This window comes from Mangrovibacter plantisponsor, assembly GCF_003182475.1.
GTDB lineage: Bacteria > Pseudomonadota > Gammaproteobacteria > Enterobacterales > Enterobacteriaceae > Mangrovibacter > Mangrovibacter plantisponsor.
Map to the genome: position 1 here is coordinate 35819 of NZ_QGTS01000005.1, position 14982 is coordinate 50800.

17 protein-coding genes are annotated in these 14982 nt (G+C 51.0%); 14 read left to right on the forward strand and 3 right to left on the reverse strand.

The window, feature by feature from the left end; genetic code table 11:
- Positions 1 to 7 precede the first annotated feature (7 nt).
- Positions 8 to 346 (forward strand): nitrogen regulatory protein P-II, encoded by a 339-nt coding sequence (gene glnB, locus DES37_RS08925; RefSeq protein ID WP_036116390.1) that lies wholly within the window; start codon positions 8 to 10, stop codon positions 344 to 346.
- A gap of 62 nt (positions 347 to 408) precedes the next feature.
- On the opposite strand, the gene hmpA is transcribed toward glnB, so the two are convergent.
- On the reverse strand, positions 409 to 1599 hold the full coding sequence (gene hmpA / locus DES37_RS08930) for an NO-inducible flavohemoprotein (protein ID WP_110025587.1): 1191 nt from the start codon (positions 1597 to 1599) through the stop codon (positions 409 to 411).
- Positions 1600 to 1919: 320 nt separating this feature from the next.
- Here hmpA and glyA point away from each other — a divergent pair, with 320 nt between their 5' ends.
- Complete coding sequence (gene glyA / locus DES37_RS08935; RefSeq protein WP_036116387.1) at positions 1920 to 3173, forward strand: serine hydroxymethyltransferase; 1254 nt, start codon at positions 1920 to 1922, stop codon at positions 3171 to 3173.
- A 137-nt stretch (positions 3174 to 3310) separates the two neighbouring features.
- Positions 3311 to 4456 carry a 3-phenylpropionate MFS transporter gene (locus DES37_RS08940; protein WP_036116386.1) on the forward strand — a complete coding sequence of 382 codons (1146 nt, stop codon included), beginning with the start codon at positions 3311 to 3313 and terminating at the stop codon, positions 4454 to 4456.
- Here the strand turns inward: DES37_RS08940 and csiE are convergent.
- Positions 4453 to 5736, reverse strand: a complete 1284-nt coding sequence (gene csiE / locus DES37_RS08945; RefSeq protein ID WP_110025588.1) for a stationary phase inducible protein CsiE — start codon at positions 5734 to 5736, stop codon at positions 4453 to 4455. The genes DES37_RS08940 and csiE overlap by 4 nt on opposite strands.
- A gap of 156 nt (positions 5737 to 5892) precedes the next feature.
- On the opposite strand from csiE, the gene DES37_RS08950 reads away from it, so the two are divergent.
- Complete coding sequence (locus tag DES37_RS08950) at positions 5893 to 6483, forward strand: DUF1007 family protein (RefSeq protein WP_036116478.1); 591 nt, start codon at positions 5893 to 5895, stop codon at positions 6481 to 6483.
- Positions 6474 to 7478 (forward strand): nickel/cobalt transporter, encoded by a 1005-nt coding sequence (locus DES37_RS08955; RefSeq protein ID WP_110025589.1) that lies wholly within the window; start codon positions 6474 to 6476, stop codon positions 7476 to 7478. Before DES37_RS08950 ends, DES37_RS08955 begins: the two co-directional genes overlap by 10 nt.
- 46 nt (positions 7479 to 7524) lie before the next feature.
- Here the strand turns inward: DES37_RS08955 and suhB are convergent, their stop codons facing one another.
- Positions 7525 to 8328, reverse strand: coding sequence for an inositol-1-monophosphatase (gene suhB / locus DES37_RS08960; protein ID WP_036116379.1), 804 nt, complete (start codon positions 8326 to 8328; stop codon positions 7525 to 7527).
- Positions 8329 to 8447: 119 nt separating this feature from the next.
- Here suhB and trmJ point away from each other — a divergent pair, with 119 nt between their 5' ends.
- The 9 genes from trmJ (at position 8448) to iscX (ending at position 14973) form a co-directional block, all read left to right on the forward strand.
- Positions 8448 to 9182 carry a tRNA (cytosine(32)/uridine(32)-2'-O)-methyltransferase TrmJ gene (gene trmJ, locus DES37_RS08965; RefSeq protein ID WP_110025590.1) on the forward strand — a complete coding sequence of 245 codons (735 nt, stop codon included), beginning with the start codon at positions 8448 to 8450 and terminating at the stop codon, positions 9180 to 9182.
- Positions 9183 to 9307: 125 nt separating this feature from the next.
- Positions 9308 to 9799: a Fe-S cluster assembly transcriptional regulator IscR gene (gene iscR / locus DES37_RS08970; RefSeq protein WP_036116374.1), complete on the forward strand. Its 492-nt coding sequence runs from the start codon at positions 9308 to 9310 to the stop codon at positions 9797 to 9799.
- A 111-nt stretch (positions 9800 to 9910) separates the two neighbouring features.
- Positions 9911 to 11125 carry an IscS subfamily cysteine desulfurase gene (locus DES37_RS08975; RefSeq protein WP_110025591.1) on the forward strand — a complete coding sequence of 405 codons (1215 nt, stop codon included), beginning with the start codon at positions 9911 to 9913 and terminating at the stop codon, positions 11123 to 11125.
- Positions 11126 to 11155: 30 nt separating this feature from the next.
- Positions 11156 to 11542, forward strand: coding sequence for a Fe-S cluster assembly scaffold IscU (iscU, locus tag DES37_RS08980; protein WP_036116369.1), 387 nt, complete (start codon positions 11156 to 11158; stop codon positions 11540 to 11542).
- A gap of 48 nt (positions 11543 to 11590) precedes the next feature.
- Positions 11591 to 11914, forward strand: coding sequence for an iron-sulfur cluster assembly protein IscA (gene iscA / locus DES37_RS08985; RefSeq protein ID WP_036116367.1), 324 nt, complete (start codon positions 11591 to 11593; stop codon positions 11912 to 11914).
- A gap of 78 nt (positions 11915 to 11992) precedes the next feature.
- Positions 11993 to 12508 (forward strand): co-chaperone HscB, encoded by a 516-nt coding sequence (gene hscB, locus DES37_RS08990; RefSeq protein ID WP_110025592.1) that lies wholly within the window; start codon positions 11993 to 11995, stop codon positions 12506 to 12508.
- 64 nt (positions 12509 to 12572) lie between these two features.
- Complete coding sequence (hscA, locus tag DES37_RS08995) at positions 12573 to 14423, forward strand: Fe-S protein assembly chaperone HscA (protein ID WP_110025593.1); 1851 nt, start codon at positions 12573 to 12575, stop codon at positions 14421 to 14423.
- Position 14424: 1 nt separating this feature from the next.
- A complete protein-coding gene (fdx, locus tag DES37_RS09000; protein WP_036116360.1) occupies positions 14425 to 14760 on the forward strand; it encodes an ISC system 2Fe-2S type ferredoxin in 336 nt (111 codons plus the stop codon).
- Between the two features lie 12 nt (positions 14761 to 14772).
- Entirely contained in the window at positions 14773 to 14973 is a 201-nt protein-coding gene (gene iscX / locus DES37_RS09005) for a Fe-S cluster assembly protein IscX (protein ID WP_036116357.1), read from the forward strand.
- The last annotated feature ends 9 nt before the right edge of the window (positions 14974 to 14982 follow it).

Below are 14982 nucleotides of genomic sequence, written 5' to 3' on the forward strand. Positions count from 1 at the left end.
AACCACCATGAAAAAGATTGATGCGATTATTAAACCGTTCAAACTGGATGATGTGCGTGAAGCTCTGGCTGAAGTGGGCATCACAGGGATGACGGTCACCGAAGTGAAGGGTTTTGGCCGCCAAAAAGGCCATACAGAGCTCTACCGTGGCGCTGAATACATGGTGGATTTCCTGCCGAAAGTTAAAATTGAAATTGTCGTGACTGACGACCTGGTTGATATGTGTGTTGATACCATTACACGCACTGCTCAGACCGGTAAAATTGGTGATGGCAAGATTTTTGTGTTCGACGTGGCACGCGTAGTACGTATCCGTACTGGTGAAGAAGACGACGCTGCAATCTGATAATCATCAGCGCCTAATCACCTCTGTTCTGAGCCCTCGCAATGTGCGAGGGCTTTTTGTATTTACAGCACTTTATGCGGGCCAAAGCATTCGTAGTGAATGTGTTCGGCATTAACTCCGTTATCCACTAACTGCCGGGCAATAAATTGCATAAACCCAACCGGTCCGCACAACCACCAGGTCATTTGTGGGTCGTTCAGGCTGGAGATGTACGGGGTCAGGTCCATATGGCCTGCTTTAATGCTGCCTGTCTCTATGGCATCTGTCTGCTCAGGTTTGCTGTACCATACCTGCTGCGTAAAGTGGCGCAACTGTGCACCGGTATGGTTTACCTGGCCCGCAAATGCATGCCGGCGCCCATTTTCTGCTGCATGAAACCAGTTAACCTGGGCCTGGTGTTCGCCCCGGGCCAGTGAGCCCAGCATGGCGAGCAATGGGGTCTGCCCGGTACCCGCTGAAATTAAGCTCACCGGGGTCTGGGGGGTAACATCAAGGTAAAAATCGCCAGCCGGAGGAGCCAGGTGGATAATATCACCGGGCTCAGCGCAATCATGTAGCCAGCGAGAAACCAGCCCTTTATCGTCACGCTTAACAGCAATACTGTAGTGTTGCCCGTCAGGCTGGTGGGTCAGGGAATACTGGCGGATTTCCTGGTTCTCAAAACCAGCAGGTTTGATCCATACCGCCGTATATTGGCCCGGCAGGTAAGGCATTACGGGGCCACCATCTGCGGCGGCAAATTTAAAACCGGTAATGGTTTCACTTTCACGTATTTTGGCGACAAGGCGGAAAGGGCGTGTACCTTGCCAACCGCCATCCTGATTCTGGTTACTTTGGTAGATTGCAGCTTCGCGGCGAATAAATATCCCGGCCAGCACCTGGTAAGCCTTTCCCCATGCATCCAGCACATCCTGCCCCGGGTTGAGCATTTCTTTGAGTGTTGCCAGTAAGTGATAACCCACGATGTCATATTGCGCAGGCTGAATACTGAAACTGGTGTGTTTTTGGGCGATTTTCTCAACGGCGCTGGCCAGAACCTCCGGTGTTTCCAGGTGGCTGGCCCAGGCGCAAATTGCATTGAACAGCGCTTCACGCTGGTCCCCATTACGCTGATTGCTCATATTGAATATTTCTTTGAGTTCAGGGTTATGGTTGAACATGCGCTGGTAAAAGTGTGCTGTCAGCGCCGGTCCGGTTTCAACAACGGTTGGAATGGTGGATTTCACAATGGCGATGGTTTTTGCGTCGATCATAAGATTGTCTCTTTTTTTATAACATGCATTTTATATGCATCTTATAAAATAAGCTGTGATGTTGTAAATGGCTATTTTTTGCTGGACAAAGCGAGGGCGAAGATGAAATAACATGCACGACATGTTGAGAAAATATCCTGTTCTTTATGCATGTAATTGTTTTGTTGAAAGCCTTGTGTGGCGCGATGCCAAACGTTTGCGTAAAAACCTCCGTAAGCCTCTATCTTCCCTCTGTGAATCGGTTTAAACTGTTGCCCGTTGCCCACAAGGGTCCCCTAAAGCAGTATATTTTTTACCGTTAGCTGAGTCAGGAGATGCGGATGTTAAAGCGAGAAATGAACATTGCCGATTATGATGCCGAACTTTGGCAGGCGATGGAGCAAGAGAAAGTGCGTCAGGAAGAACACATTGAGCTGATCGCCTCCGAAAACTACACCAGCCCGCGCGTTATGCAGGCACAAGGTTCCCAGTTAACCAACAAATATGCAGAAGGCTACCCTGGCAAGCGTTACTACGGTGGTTGTGAATACGTAGATATCGTAGAACAACTGGCCATTGACCGTGCTAAAGAACTGTTCGGCGCGGACTACGCTAACGTTCAGCCTCATTCAGGTTCTCAGGCAAACTTTGCCGTTTACACCGCATTGCTGCAACCGGGCGACACAGTGCTGGGTATGAACCTGGCTCACGGTGGTCACCTGACTCATGGTTCACCGGTTAACTTTTCGGGCAAACTGTACAATATCGTGCCTTATGGCATCGATGAAACCGGCCATATTGACTACGCTGATTTAGCCAAACAGGCAGAAACCCATAAACCCAAAATGATCATCGGTGGCTTCTCCGCCTACTCAGGTGTGGTTGACTGGGCGAAAATGCGTGAAATCGCTGACAGCATTGGTGCTTATCTGTTTGTTGATATGGCACACGTAGCAGGCCTGGTCGCTGCAGGCGTTTACCCGAACCCGGTTCCTCACGCACACGTCGTAACAACCACTACCCACAAAACGCTGGCTGGCCCGCGCGGTGGTTTGATTCTGGCGAAAGACGGCAGCGAAGAGCTGTATAAAAAACTCAACTCTGCTGTGTTCCCGGGTGGGCAGGGCGGTCCGTTGATGCATGTGATTGCCGGTAAAGCCGTGGCGCTGAAAGAAGCCATGGAACCTGCGTTCAAAACATACCAGCAACAGGTTGCTAAAAACGCGAAAGAGATGGTGTCTGTATTCCTGTCTCGTGGCTATAAAGTGGTTTCTGGTGGCACAGATAACCATCTGTTCCTGCTGGATCTGGTCGATAAAGAGATCACTGGTAAAGATGCCGATGCTGCTCTGGGCCGTGCCAATATCACCGTAAACAAAAACAGTGTGCCGAACGATCCGAAGAGCCCGTTCGTGACTTCCGGTATCCGTGTTGGTACACCTGCGGTGACTCGCCGTGGCTTTAAAGAAGCCGAAGTGCGTGAACTGGCAGGCTGGATGTGTGATGTGCTGGATAATCTTAACGATGAAGCCACCATTGAGCGTATCAAACAAAACGTACTGGCAATCTGCGCACGTTTCCCGGTTTACGCATAATTCCGTATTACCTTGTTAAAATGCATACAACAGGCCGCACAGTCGGCCTGTTTTTTTATGTGTTATCACGCTGTTAATTACTACTTGCATGCCAGGTGCCCCTCAGCGAAACTATCGCCCTTGCACAGGGAGGCAGAATGGTTATGCAGTCTACGCGCTGGCTGGCGCTCAGTTATTTCACCTATTTTTTCAGTTACGGTATTTTCCTCCCCTTCTGGAGTGTCTGGCTTGAAGGCCGCGGGCTGAAGCCCGACACCATAGGTTTATTATTGGGGTGTGGGCTGGTTGCCCGCTTTCTGGGAAGCCTGTTGCTGGCTCCGCGTGTTAACGATCCTTCCCGTTTGGTTTTTGCTCTGCGCCTGCTGGCCTCTCTGACCTTCTTCTGTGCACTCGGTTTTTGGGCAGGAAACCAGGTGGTTTGGTTGTTACTGGTCATGGTCGGGTTCAACGTTTTCTTCTCGCCACTGGTTCCCCTGACTGACTCTCTCGCCGGAACATGGCAACGGCAGTTCCCTCTGGATTATGGCCGGGTACGCCTGTGGGGGTCTCTGGCATTTGTTATTGGCTCTGCACTGACAGGAAAACTGGTTAGTTTGTATCAGTCAGATGTGATTCTGGTACTGCTGATGTCAGGTACCGGAGCAATGGTGGCTGGGATGATGCTTCGCCCGTCTGTCATGCCTCAGGGGGCGTTACGCCAGCAGGATCATACTGGCTTTGCCGGGTGGTGGGCCCTGGTTGTACGCTCATGGCGTTTTATTGCCTGTGTGTCACTGTTGCAGGGCGCACATGCCGCTTATTACGGTTTCAGTGCTATTTACTGGAAAGATGCCGGTTATTCTGCCGCGACTGTCGGGTATTTGTGGTCGCTGGGCGTGGTGGCGGAAATTGTCATCTTTGCATTAAGCAATCGCCTATTTCGCCGCTGGAGTGCCAGCCAGTTGTTACTACTTTCGGCATTCTGTGGTGTCATTCGCTGGTCAATTATTGCTGAAACTACCGCTTTGCCTTTTTTACTGGTGGCGCAGGTACTGCATTGCGGCAGCTTTACCGTCTGCCACCTGGCGGCTATGCGGTATATTTCGGCACGTCAGGGCGCAGAAGTCATTCGTCTGCAGGCTATTTATTCGGCAGTGGCAATGGGGGGAAGTATCGCGCTAATGACGTTGTTTGCTGGTTTCCTGTACCAGCATTTGGGCGCGGGGATGTTCTGGGTGATGGCGGCTGTCGCCTTCCCGGCAATATTTATCCGCCCGGCACGCCCGGTAGCTAACCAGCCTTAACCTTCGAGAATCGCGCGGATACGTTGCTGCTGGTGGAGTGTTAAAGGCTCCACCGCGTGAATCAACGGGGGCGATACCAGCGGAAAATGTGTTTCATATGGGCTTATCACCAGGTCAATTTCCCCTGGTGTGCCCTCGTGGTGAAAGGCCTGAACCGTCTGGTACTGGATATTTAACGGTAATAGCGTTAATTCCCGCACTTGTTTTTCCAGCTCTTTTTCGCGTGGTGGGTTATCACCCGTCAGTAACAGTACTTGTTTCTCATGTAATGCATCAGCCTGCATAAGCCATGCCCCAAAAATCACGGCAATCAACCCTGTTTCCTGGGCGGAGAAATGCAGTTGGTACTGCCCGGATAACGGTTGCAGCACTTGTTGTGTTGTACCAATTAACCGCGGGTACAGGCGCACAATCTCGTCAGGCAGGTTGGTTTCAATACCAATTCCCAGTATCACTCGTTCCAGTGCCTGAAACAGGTGAATATACAACTGCCGGTGCAGGCCTTCTTCATCACTAAAGTGCAGGCCTGTTTGGGTGCGAAAATCATGGATCATCCGCCGGATTGCGAAATGTAATTGCTCTTCATGTTGGCCTGTTATGCAGACCGGATCGGGGATTTTCAGTAAAGAAAAGATAAAACCCAGCAGGTGAGAATGGCCGCTGTGCAGTGGAACTGATAATTGCCGGCTGATATGTTCGAATACTTCACTGGCGGCTGAAAACTCACTACGGCTTTCAATCCATTCACGCTGGGGGCGATTAAATTCAGGTAAACAGGCTGCCAACTGGTGATGCAGGCTGTAGAGTAGCCAGAATCGCAAAAAACGCTCATCACGCTCGCTGAACTGCCGGTTCAGGCGGCGGGCACTTAGCGAGACTAATGCATGCAGATTCATTTCATCGTATAAAGCGCGTGTGATGCCTTGCTGTTTGAGGCCTGCTTTAACACGGGGAATAATCTGGTTTTCGACGAATCCCGGTGAGATACGCAATGCACGCCTTAACCAGTGGAACAGGCACAGTTGTTTGTCGAGGCTGGTTCCTTCAATAATGTAGCCGCCTGTAGTTTGCGGGCGGATAGCTAACCGGTGGCAGGCATGAATTTCTTCATGTGTATCAGCAATATCGCTATGCAGTGTTTCTATATCAGTATCATTAATGGTACTAAGTAATTCCGCTGTGAAATGTTGTTCTGAGAGCAGTAGCAATAACAACAATTGGCACTGGCGTTGCTGACGCGTAAGCACTGTTTTTGCTGGCGCTGGCGTCGTTGTTGTCATGCTGCCTCTCCTGAAGATACATTAAGTAAACTTAAGCATATACGCTGTCAGGCAGCCAGATACGTTTTTATCCGCGGAATTTTGACTGGCTCACAAAATTTTATGTTGAGGAACTCTGTTTTGAGAAACGCCATGAAATATAAATGGATTTTACTTATGACGTTGACCTGTACTGGCCCGCTTCTGGCTCATCCCCATAGTTTTATTGATATTCAAACTCATGCGGTGGGCGATACACAGTTATCCAGTCTGCAAATGCGCTGGGAGATGGATGAAGTAACATCGGCAGACTTGCTATACGACGCAGGCGAGGCACCTGAAGGTGATGCTGTGTGGCAGAAACTGGCGCAGGAAGTTATGGACACGATTCGCCAGCAGCACTATTTCACCACGCTGTGGTATGACCAAAAACCGGTGAAATTGCAGGCTGGGCCAGATAGCGGGAAGCTGTATAAAACAGGGCACAAAGCTGTGTTGTCTTTCACGCTCGTGCCGGATACACCTTTAGCGCTTGCCGGGCACACCTTTCGCCTGCAAACCTATGATCCAACCTACTATGTAGACATGTCCTGGGTGAAAGACAGCGATGTCACCTGGCCTGGCGAGTGTAAAGTTGCAGTAAAAACCCCCAAACCCGATGCTGATATGCGGGCCTGGGCGTTATCGCTGGATAACCAGTCTGTACCAGACGAAGACCTGGCTTTAGGCGAGCATTTTGCCCAAAAAGTGGAGGTGACATGTCCTTGATCTTCACCCCACGCAGCCAAAAGGTCCGGGGCAGAGATCTCTGGCCGTTATTCGTCTTTGTTGTTGGTCTGGTGGTTGCCTGCGCCTGGTTGTGGGCTAACTGGTCACTAGTGTTGTTGCAAAGTGCTGCCTGGCAACGGGAACTGAATCAACTGGCGAGCCAACTATTGCGGGGTATCGCCAGTACGCCTGTTAAGTCCGGCGTTATGCTGGTTGGCGTGAGTTTCTTATATGGGTTTTTGCACGCGCTGGGGCCGGGGCATGGGAAAGTGGTTATTGCGACATGGCTGGCAACAAACCCTGCAAAACTAAAAACCAGCCTGCGTATGACACTGGCGGCTTCTTTGCTGCAGGGCCTGGTCGCTGTGATGCTGGTTTTTGTGGTTCTCTATTTGTTGGGGCTGCCATCGCGCCAGCTTCATTACAGCCACTATTTGCTGGAAAAAGCGAGCTTTATAGTGGTGACTTTGCTGGGTGTTATGCTCTGTTTGCGGGCTGTACGCCAACTGTGGCGCACACTAAAACATCCACTACGTTTTAAGCGCCTGTACCCTGCAGGCAGCACAACTCCGGCTCATATCCATTCTGCTCATTGTGGTTGTGGGCACCAGCATATGCCTTTATCTGAACAGGTTTCGCAGGCAACCACCTGGCGCGAGAAAGCTTTAGTTATTGGTTCTATGGGGATGAGGCCTTGCTCCGGCGCAATCATGGTTCTGCTGTTCAGCAAAGTGGCTGGCGTATTTTTCTGGGGAATTGTTGCGGCGATGGCTATGGCGGCGGGCACAGCGCTTACTATTTCATTGTTAGCTTTTTTAACGCACGGCTGCCGGGCCCTGGCGCAACGCCTGGTACGGGAACGTGGGGTGGTTTACTGGCAACAAACTGCCTGGGCAACTCTTGCTCTTGCTGGAGGAGTGGTGCTTTGTGTCTGCGGCATTGTGTTGTGGCAAAGTACTGAACTGGTCTTGCCTGGCTTACGGGGAAGGGGGTAAATCCACAGTTCCCTTCTCCGCATGGCAGAGAAGGGAAAAGCGTAACTTAGCGTTTCAGTGCTTCGCTCAGCTCATCACGCATGGTAGACAGCATGTTTTTTACTACACGCGGGTTACCAGCAACGATGTTACCGGTGGTCAGGTAGTTGTGGCCACCAACAAAGTCGCAAACCAGGCCGCCAGCTTCACGCACCAGTAATTCACCAGCCGCGAAATCCCACGGGCGCAGGCCAATTTCAAAGTAGCCATCCACGCGGCCAGCGGCAACGTATGCGAGATCCAGTGCAGCAGAACCGGTACGGCGGAAGTCAGCACATTCAATGAACAGTTTGCCCATAATATTCATATAGGTAGTGGCGTACTGTTTGGCCTTGAATGGGAAGCCGGTTGCCAGAATGGTTCCGTCCAGATCACGGGCAGTGCTGCCACGCAGACGGTAGCCATTGAGCTGTGCGCCCTGGCCACGAACGGCAGTGAAAAGTTCATTGCGCATTGGATCGTAAACAACAGCCACTTCGGTGCGGCCTTTGATACGAACAGCAATAGAAACAGAGAAGTGCGGTAAACGCTTAACGAAGTTGGTCGTGCCATCCAGCGGATCGATAACCCATTGTACATCCTGGTCAGTACCGGCCAGTTCACCACTTTCTTCAGTAATAATAGTGTGCTGAGGGTAAGACTTTTGAATAACCTCAATAATCAGACTTTCGGCGGCTTTGTCCACGTTAGTCACGAAGTCGTTGGTGCCTTTCTGGCTTGTTTCAACGCTATCCGGGGTTTCGTAATTTTTGGCAATTAGGTTACCCGCCTTGCGTGCAGCGCGCACGGCGATATTGAGCATTGGATGCATCAGGTTTCTCTCGCTGGATGTTAAAGAACAGGAAAACGGGCGGAGTATAGCAGAGGGTTCGGAATATGTCTCAGGTTTATGCTAATATGGCGCGATATTCTTAATCTGCTGTGAACATTATGCTGCAAAACATACGCGTAGTACTGGTTGAAACGTCTCATACCGGCAACATGGGTTCTGTTGCCCGTGCCATGAAAACCATGGGGTTAACCAATCTTTGGCTGGTGAATCCATTGGTAAAACCTGACTCACAGGCAATTGCACTTGCTGCGGGCGCCAGTGATGTCATTGGTGATGCACAGATTGTAGATACACTGGATGAAGCTCTGGCAGGATGCAGCCTGGTGGTGGGCACCAGCGCACGTTCCCGTACTTTACCCTGGCCAATGCTGGATCCGCGTGAATGTGGTCTGAAAGCAGTAGAAGAAGCGCAACATGCGCCTGTCGCTATTGTCTTTGGCCGTGAGCGTGTTGGCCTGACGAACGATGAACTGCAAAAATGCCACTACCATGTTGCTATTGCAGCAAATCCGGATTACAGCTCCCTTAACCTGGCTATGGCTGTGCAGGTCATTGCCTATGAAGTGCGTATGGCATTTTTAGGCCAGAGCGACGCTCATAAAAGTGAGTCTGAACCTGCTCCTTATCCCCTTGTGGATGACCTGGAACGTTTTTATACGCACCTGGAACAGGTGTTGCTGAATACCGGGTTTATTCGCGCCAACCACCCCGGCCAGGTCATGAATAAACTGCGCCGTTTGTTTACCCGGGCACGCCCGGAGAGCCAGGAATTGAACATTCTGCGTGGCATTCTGGCGTCGATTGATCAGGGTGAACACCCGCACGAAAAATAGTTGACTAAAATAGTCAGGTAAATAGTTGACCAATTTACTCAGGAATGTCAGACTTGTCTTCGCTGTGCAAAACTATTCTATGATAAACCCCCGGCTCGAGGGGCATTTTTGAGGTTAAGTAAGACATGAGACTGACATCAAAAGGGCGCTATGCCGTCACCGCAATGCTGGACGTTGCACTTAACTCCGAAGCGGGCCCGGTTCCGTTGGCTGATATCTCTGAACGCCAGGGAATTTCGCTCTCTTATCTGGAGCAGTTATTCTCCCGCCTGCGTAAAAACGGCCTGGTTTCCAGTGTTCGCGGTCCTGGCGGCGGATACCTGCTGGGTAAAGATGCCACATCCATCGCTGTGGGTGAAGTGATTAGTGCAGTAGACGAATCGGTAGATGCCACCCGTTGTCAGGGTAAAGGCGGCTGCCAGGGCGGAGATAAATGCCTCACTCATGCTTTATGGCGTGATCTGAGTGACCGCCTGAGTGAATTCCTCAATGGTATTACGCTGGGTGAACTGGTGAATAACCAGGAAGTGCTGGATGTTGCTGACCGCCAGCACGGCGATAACACCCTTCGCAGTTCGCGTCCGCAAGACGCCATCAATGTTAAATTACGCGCATAAAAACGTAATAATATAGTTATTTCGAATCAGGCCAGGGTTTCCTGGCCGCTGATATTACGCCGTTATTGGCCTGGTTCGCCGCATTGAAGTGATGTACGGAGCTTAAGAGCGATGAAATTACCGATTTATCTTGATTACTCAGCCACAACGCCGGTTGACCCGCGTGTTGCTGAGAAGATGATGCAGTTTATGACAATGGATGGGACTTTCGGCAACCCGGCCTCCCGTTCTCACCGTTTTGGCTGGCAGGCAGAAGAAGCTGTGGATGTGGCTCGTAACCAGATTGCTGAACTGGTTGGTGCAGACCCGCGCGAAATCGTCTTCACCTCTGGCGCAACAGAATCCGACAACCTGGCAATTAAAGGTGCTGCAAACTTCTATCAGAAAAAAGGCAAGCACATTATTACCAGTAAAACAGAACACAAAGCAGTTCTGGATACTTGCCGCCAGCTAGAGCGTGAAGGTTTTGAAGTGACTTACCTGGCACCGCAAAGCAACGGTATTATTGACTTAAAAGTTCTTGAAGCAGCAATGCGTGATGACACCATTCTGGTTTCTGTCATGCATGTGAATAACGAAATCGGCGTGGTTCAGGATATCGAAGCTATCGGCGAGTTGTGCCGTGCGCGTGGCATTATCTACCATGTCGATGCGACCCAGAGCGTAGGTAAATTACCTATCGATCTGAGCAGCCTGAAAGTTGACCTGATGTCTTTCTCTGGCCACAAAATCTATGGCCCGAAAGGTATTGGCGCGTTGTATGTTCGCCGTAAACCGCGTGTGCGTATTGAAGCGCAAATGCATGGCGGTGGTCATGAACGTGGTATGCGTTCAGGTACGCTGCCGGTTCACCAGATTGTTGGTATGGGTGAAGCCTACCACATTGCCAAACAAGAAATGGCAAGTGAATCTGCTCGCCTTGGTGCACTGCGTGAACGCCTGTGGAATGGCATTAAAGACATTGAAGAAGTCTACCTCAATGGTTGCCCGGAACACACCGCACCAAACATCCTGAACGTCAGCTTTAACTATGTTGAAGGTGAGTCACTGATTATGGCACTGAAAGACCTTGCGGTTTCTTCCGGTTCCGCCTGTACGTCAGCAAGCCTTGAACCTTCTTATGTGCTGCGTGCTCTTGGTATGAGCGATGAGCTGGCTCACAGCTCTATTCGTTTCTCATTAGGGCGTTTTACGACAGAAGAAGAAATTGATTACACCATCGAACTGGTTCGTAAATCTATCGGTCGTCTGCGTGAACTTTCTCCGCTGTGGGAAATGTTTAAACAGGGTATCGATCTGACGACCATCGAATGGGCTGAACATTAATCAATAAGCAGGACATAAGGAGAATTCACCATGGCATATAGCGAAAAAGTGATTGATCACTACGAGAATCCCCGTAACGTGGGTTCCTTTGATAACAACGACGAAAACGTTGGTAGCGGTATGGTTGGCGCCCCGGCATGTGGCGACGTCATGAAACTGCAGATCAAAGTAAATGATAACGGCGTGATTGAAGACGCACGTTTTAAAACCTATGGTTGCGGTTCCGCAATTGCATCCAGCTCACTGGTTACTGAGTGGGTAAAAGGGAAATCCCTGGATGAAGCACAGGCGATTAAAAACACTGACATCGCTGAAGAGCTTGAATTGCCGCCAGTGAAAATTCACTGCTCCATTCTGGCAGAAGATGCTATTAAAGCCGCAATTGCTGATTACAAAAGTAAACGCGAATCAAAATAATGTCTTCCGGGCTTGCCCGGAAATCTGAAAGCTTATTGAGGTTGTTGTATGTCGATTACCCTTAGCGACAGTGCTGCTACTCGAGTTAACACTTTTTTAGCTAACCGCGGAAAAGGTTTTGGCTTGCGCCTTGGGGTGCGTACCTCGGGTTGCTCCGGCATGGCTTATGTACTGGAGTTTGTTGACGAGGCGGCCGCAGAAGATGTGGTGTTCGAAGACAAAGGCGTCAAAGTGGTTGTCGACGAGAAAAGCCTGCGTTTTCTTGATGGCACTCAGTTGGACTTCGTAAAAGAAGGCCTGAACGAAGGGTTTAAATTCACTAACCCTAACGTGAAAAATGAGTGTGGCTGCGGCGAAAGTTTTAACGTCTGACAGCACACCCTCCACCGACCCCATAGCAACATGTTTGCTGTGGGGTATTGCTTTTAGTCTGCAAACTCCGGAACGTTTATGGATTACTTTACCCTGTTTGGGGTGCCGGTAAGTTATTCGCTCGACAGCAGTCAACTGGCGGACCGGTACCAGGAACTGCAGCGTCAGTTTCACCCCGATAAATTCGCCAGCCGCCCACAAGCGGAACAATTACTGGCGGTTCAGCAGTCCGCCAACATCAATCAGGCGTGGCAGACCCTGCGTCATCCTCTTTCTCGTGCAGAATATATTTTGTCCTTGCATGGCTTTGACCTGGCAAGTGAACAACATACGGTGCGTGATACCGCATTTCTGATGGAGCAACTGGAATTACGTGAAGAACTGGATGGCATTGAGCAAAAACGTGATGAGGTTCGTCTGGAAGCGTTTTTAGCACGCGTCACGCAAATGTATAATTCGCGCCATAAAGATATGGTGTTGCTGCTGGATGCCGAACAGTGGGAAAGCGCCGCAGACAGTGTGCGTAAGTTGCGTTTTCTGGACAAATTACGCTCGCAGGCAGAACAACTCGAAGAAAAATTGCTCGATATTTGATGCTGGTGTTTTCCGGCAACCATCAACCACCTGGTAACCCAGGTGATGAATTTGGAAGCTTAACATGGCCTTATTACAAATCAGTGAGCCCGGCATGAGTGCTGCGCCGCATCAGCGCAAGCTGGCGGCGGGGATTGACCTGGGGACCACAAACTCGCTGGTGGCGACGGTCCGTAGTGGGCAAACCGAAACCCTGGCTGACCATGAAGGGCGTCATTTGCTGCCATCAGTGGTGCACTATAGTGCCACGCAACATTTGGTCGGTTGGGAAGCGCGTACCAATGCCGCCCAGGATCCTGCCAATACCATCAGCTCAGTAAAACGCCTGATGGGCCGTTCACTGAGTGATATTCAGGCTCGCTACCCGCATTTACCCTACCAATTCCAGTCCAGTGAAAATGGCCTGCCGCTTATCGTTACTCCGGCTGGCGCACTGAACCCGGTACGGGTTTCAGCAGATATTCTCAAAGCGCTGGCGGCAAGAGCGGTTGAAACACTCAATGGCGACCTGGACGGTGTGGTTATTACTGTACCGGCTTATTTTGATGATGCTCAGCGCCAGGCAACCAAAGATGCAGCCCGTCTGGCGGGTTTGCATGTACTGCGTTTGCTGAATGAACCTACTGCTGCGGCGATTGCGTATGGCCTGGACTCCGGCCAGGAAGGCGTGATTGCCGTGTATGACCTGGGCGGTGGTACTTTTGATATTTCTGTTCTGCGCCTGAATCGCGGTGTGTTTGAAGTGCTGGCAACCGGTGGGGATTCCGCGCTGGGTGGTGATGACTTTGACCATTTGTTGGCAGACTGGCTGTGTGAGCAGGCAGGGCTGAATACTCCGCTGGATAGCCGCCTGCAACGCCAGGTGCTGGATACAGCAATCGCCACTAAAATTGCGCTGAGCGATGCACAACAAACTGAAGTGCGTATAGGCGACTGGCAGGGCACAGTTACGCGTTCACAATTTAACGAACTGATTGGCGCACTGGTTAAACGGACTTTACTCTCCTGCCGCCGTACGTTGAAAGATGCCGGTATCGATGCCAGTGAAGTGCTGGAAGTCGTGATGGTGGGGGGCTCTACTCGTGTACCACTGGTGCGTGAACGGGTAGGTGAGTTTTTTGGCCGTACCCCGCTGACGTCAATCGACCCGGATAAAGTTGTGGCAGTTGGCGCGGCGATTCAGGCCGATATTCTGGTGGGTAACAAACCTGACAGCGAAATGCTGTTGCTGGATGTCATCCCCTTGTCACTGGGCCTGGAAACGATGGGTGGCCTGGTGGAAAAAGTCATTCCGCGTAACACCACGATCCCGGTGGCCCGCGCCCAGGAGTTCACCACCTTTAAAGATGGCCAGACTGCAATGGCGATTCATGTCTTGCAGGGGGAACGTGAGCTGGTCACTGATTGCCGTTCACTGGCTCGTTTTACCTTGCGTGGTATCCCGGCAATGCCGGCTGGTGGTGCGCATATCCGTGTCACTTTCCAGGTGGATGCGGACGGGCTGTTGAGTGTAACAGCAATGGAAAAATCGACCGGAGTAGAAGCGTCGATTCAGGTCAAACCGTCTTACGGTCTGTCGGATGGCGAAATTGCGTCCATGATCCAGGATTCCATCAGCTTTGCTGAGCAGGATGTCAGCGCTCGTATGCTGGCAGAACAAAAGGTTGAAGCTGCCCGTGTTCTGGAAAGCCTGGCCGGAGCTCTTGATGCAGATGGTGCCTTGCTGGACGAAGAAGAGCGCCAGGCGATAGATACTGCAGCAGCACAACTGCAGGATGCCGCTCAGGGAAACTCCCCTGACGCCATTGAAAATGCAATAAAAAATGTTGATAAGCAAACCCAGGAATTCGCTGCGCGCCGGATGGATGCCTCCATTCGTCGGGCGTTGAAAGGCCATTCCGTCGACGAGGTTTAATATGCCTAAGATTGTTTTTCTGCCCCACCAGGATCTTTGCCCGGATGGCGCAGTTTTGGAAGCACAGACGGGTGAGACGATTCTTGACGTTGCTCTGCGCAACGGCATCGAAATCGAACATGCCTGTGAGAAATCCTGCGCCTGCACTACGTGCCACTGCATTGTGCGTGAAGGTTTTGATTCCCTGCAAGAAAGCAGCGAAGATGAAGACGATATGCTGGATAAGGCCTGGGGGCTGGAACCAGAAAGCCGCCTGGGTTGCCAGGCGAAAGTTACGGATGAAGACCTGGTGGTTGAGATCCCGCGCTATACCATTAACCATGCACGTGAACACTAACAGGAGAGCGACATGGGGTTAAAATGGACCGATAGCCGTGAAATAGGTGAAGCGCTGTACGACAGCCGCCCGGATGTTGATCCGAAGACGGTGCGCTTTACCGATATGCATCAGTGGATTTGCGAACTGGATGAATTCGACGATGATCCCAGTGCATCCAATGAAAAAATTCTTGAAGCCATCCTGCTGGTTTGGCTGGATGAAGCGGATTGATACCAGGTA

Bases quoted from the DNA above. Each gene is read 5' to 3' on its own strand.
- glyA (WP_036116387.1), top strand. From the start codon at position 1,920: ATGTTAAAGCGAGAAATGAACATTGCCGATTATGATGCCGAACTTTGG.
- iscA (WP_036116367.1), top strand. From the start codon at position 11,591: ATGTCGATTACCCTTAGCGACAGTGCTGCTACTCGAGTTAACACTTTT.
- DES37_RS08950 (WP_036116478.1), top strand. From the start codon at position 5,893: ATGACGTTGACCTGTACTGGCCCGCTTCTGGCTCATCCCCATAGTTTT.
- DES37_RS08975 (WP_110025591.1), top strand. From the start codon at position 9,911: ATGAAATTACCGATTTATCTTGATTACTCAGCCACAACGCCGGTTGAC.
- fdx (WP_036116360.1), top strand. From the start codon at position 14,425: ATGCCTAAGATTGTTTTTCTGCCCCACCAGGATCTTTGCCCGGATGGC.
- suhB (WP_036116379.1), bottom strand. From the start codon at position 8,328: ATGCATCCAATGCTCAATATCGCCGTGCGCGCTGCACGCAAGGCGGGT.
- iscR (WP_036116374.1), top strand. From the start codon at position 9,308: ATGAGACTGACATCAAAAGGGCGCTATGCCGTCACCGCAATGCTGGAC.
- DES37_RS08940 (WP_036116386.1), top strand. From the start codon at position 3,311: ATGGTTATGCAGTCTACGCGCTGGCTGGCGCTCAGTTATTTCACCTAT.
- hmpA (WP_110025587.1), bottom strand. From the start codon at position 1,599: ATGATCGACGCAAAAACCATCGCCATTGTGAAATCCACCATTCCAACC.
- hscB (WP_110025592.1), top strand. From the start codon at position 11,993: ATGGATTACTTTACCCTGTTTGGGGTGCCGGTAAGTTATTCGCTCGAC.
- hscA (WP_110025593.1), top strand. From the start codon at position 12,573: ATGGCCTTATTACAAATCAGTGAGCCCGGCATGAGTGCTGCGCCGCAT.
- iscX (WP_036116357.1), top strand. From the start codon at position 14,773: ATGGGGTTAAAATGGACCGATAGCCGTGAAATAGGTGAAGCGCTGTAC.
- iscU (WP_036116369.1), top strand. From the start codon at position 11,156: ATGGCATATAGCGAAAAAGTGATTGATCACTACGAGAATCCCCGTAAC.
- trmJ (WP_110025590.1), top strand. From the start codon at position 8,448: ATGCTGCAAAACATACGCGTAGTACTGGTTGAAACGTCTCATACCGGC.
- DES37_RS08955 (WP_110025589.1), top strand. From the start codon at position 6,474: ATGTCCTTGATCTTCACCCCACGCAGCCAAAAGGTCCGGGGCAGAGAT.
- glnB (WP_036116390.1), top strand. From the start codon at position 8: ATGAAAAAGATTGATGCGATTATTAAACCGTTCAAACTGGATGATGTG.
- csiE (WP_110025588.1), bottom strand. From the start codon at position 5,736: ATGACAACAACGACGCCAGCGCCAGCAAAAACAGTGCTTACGCGTCAG.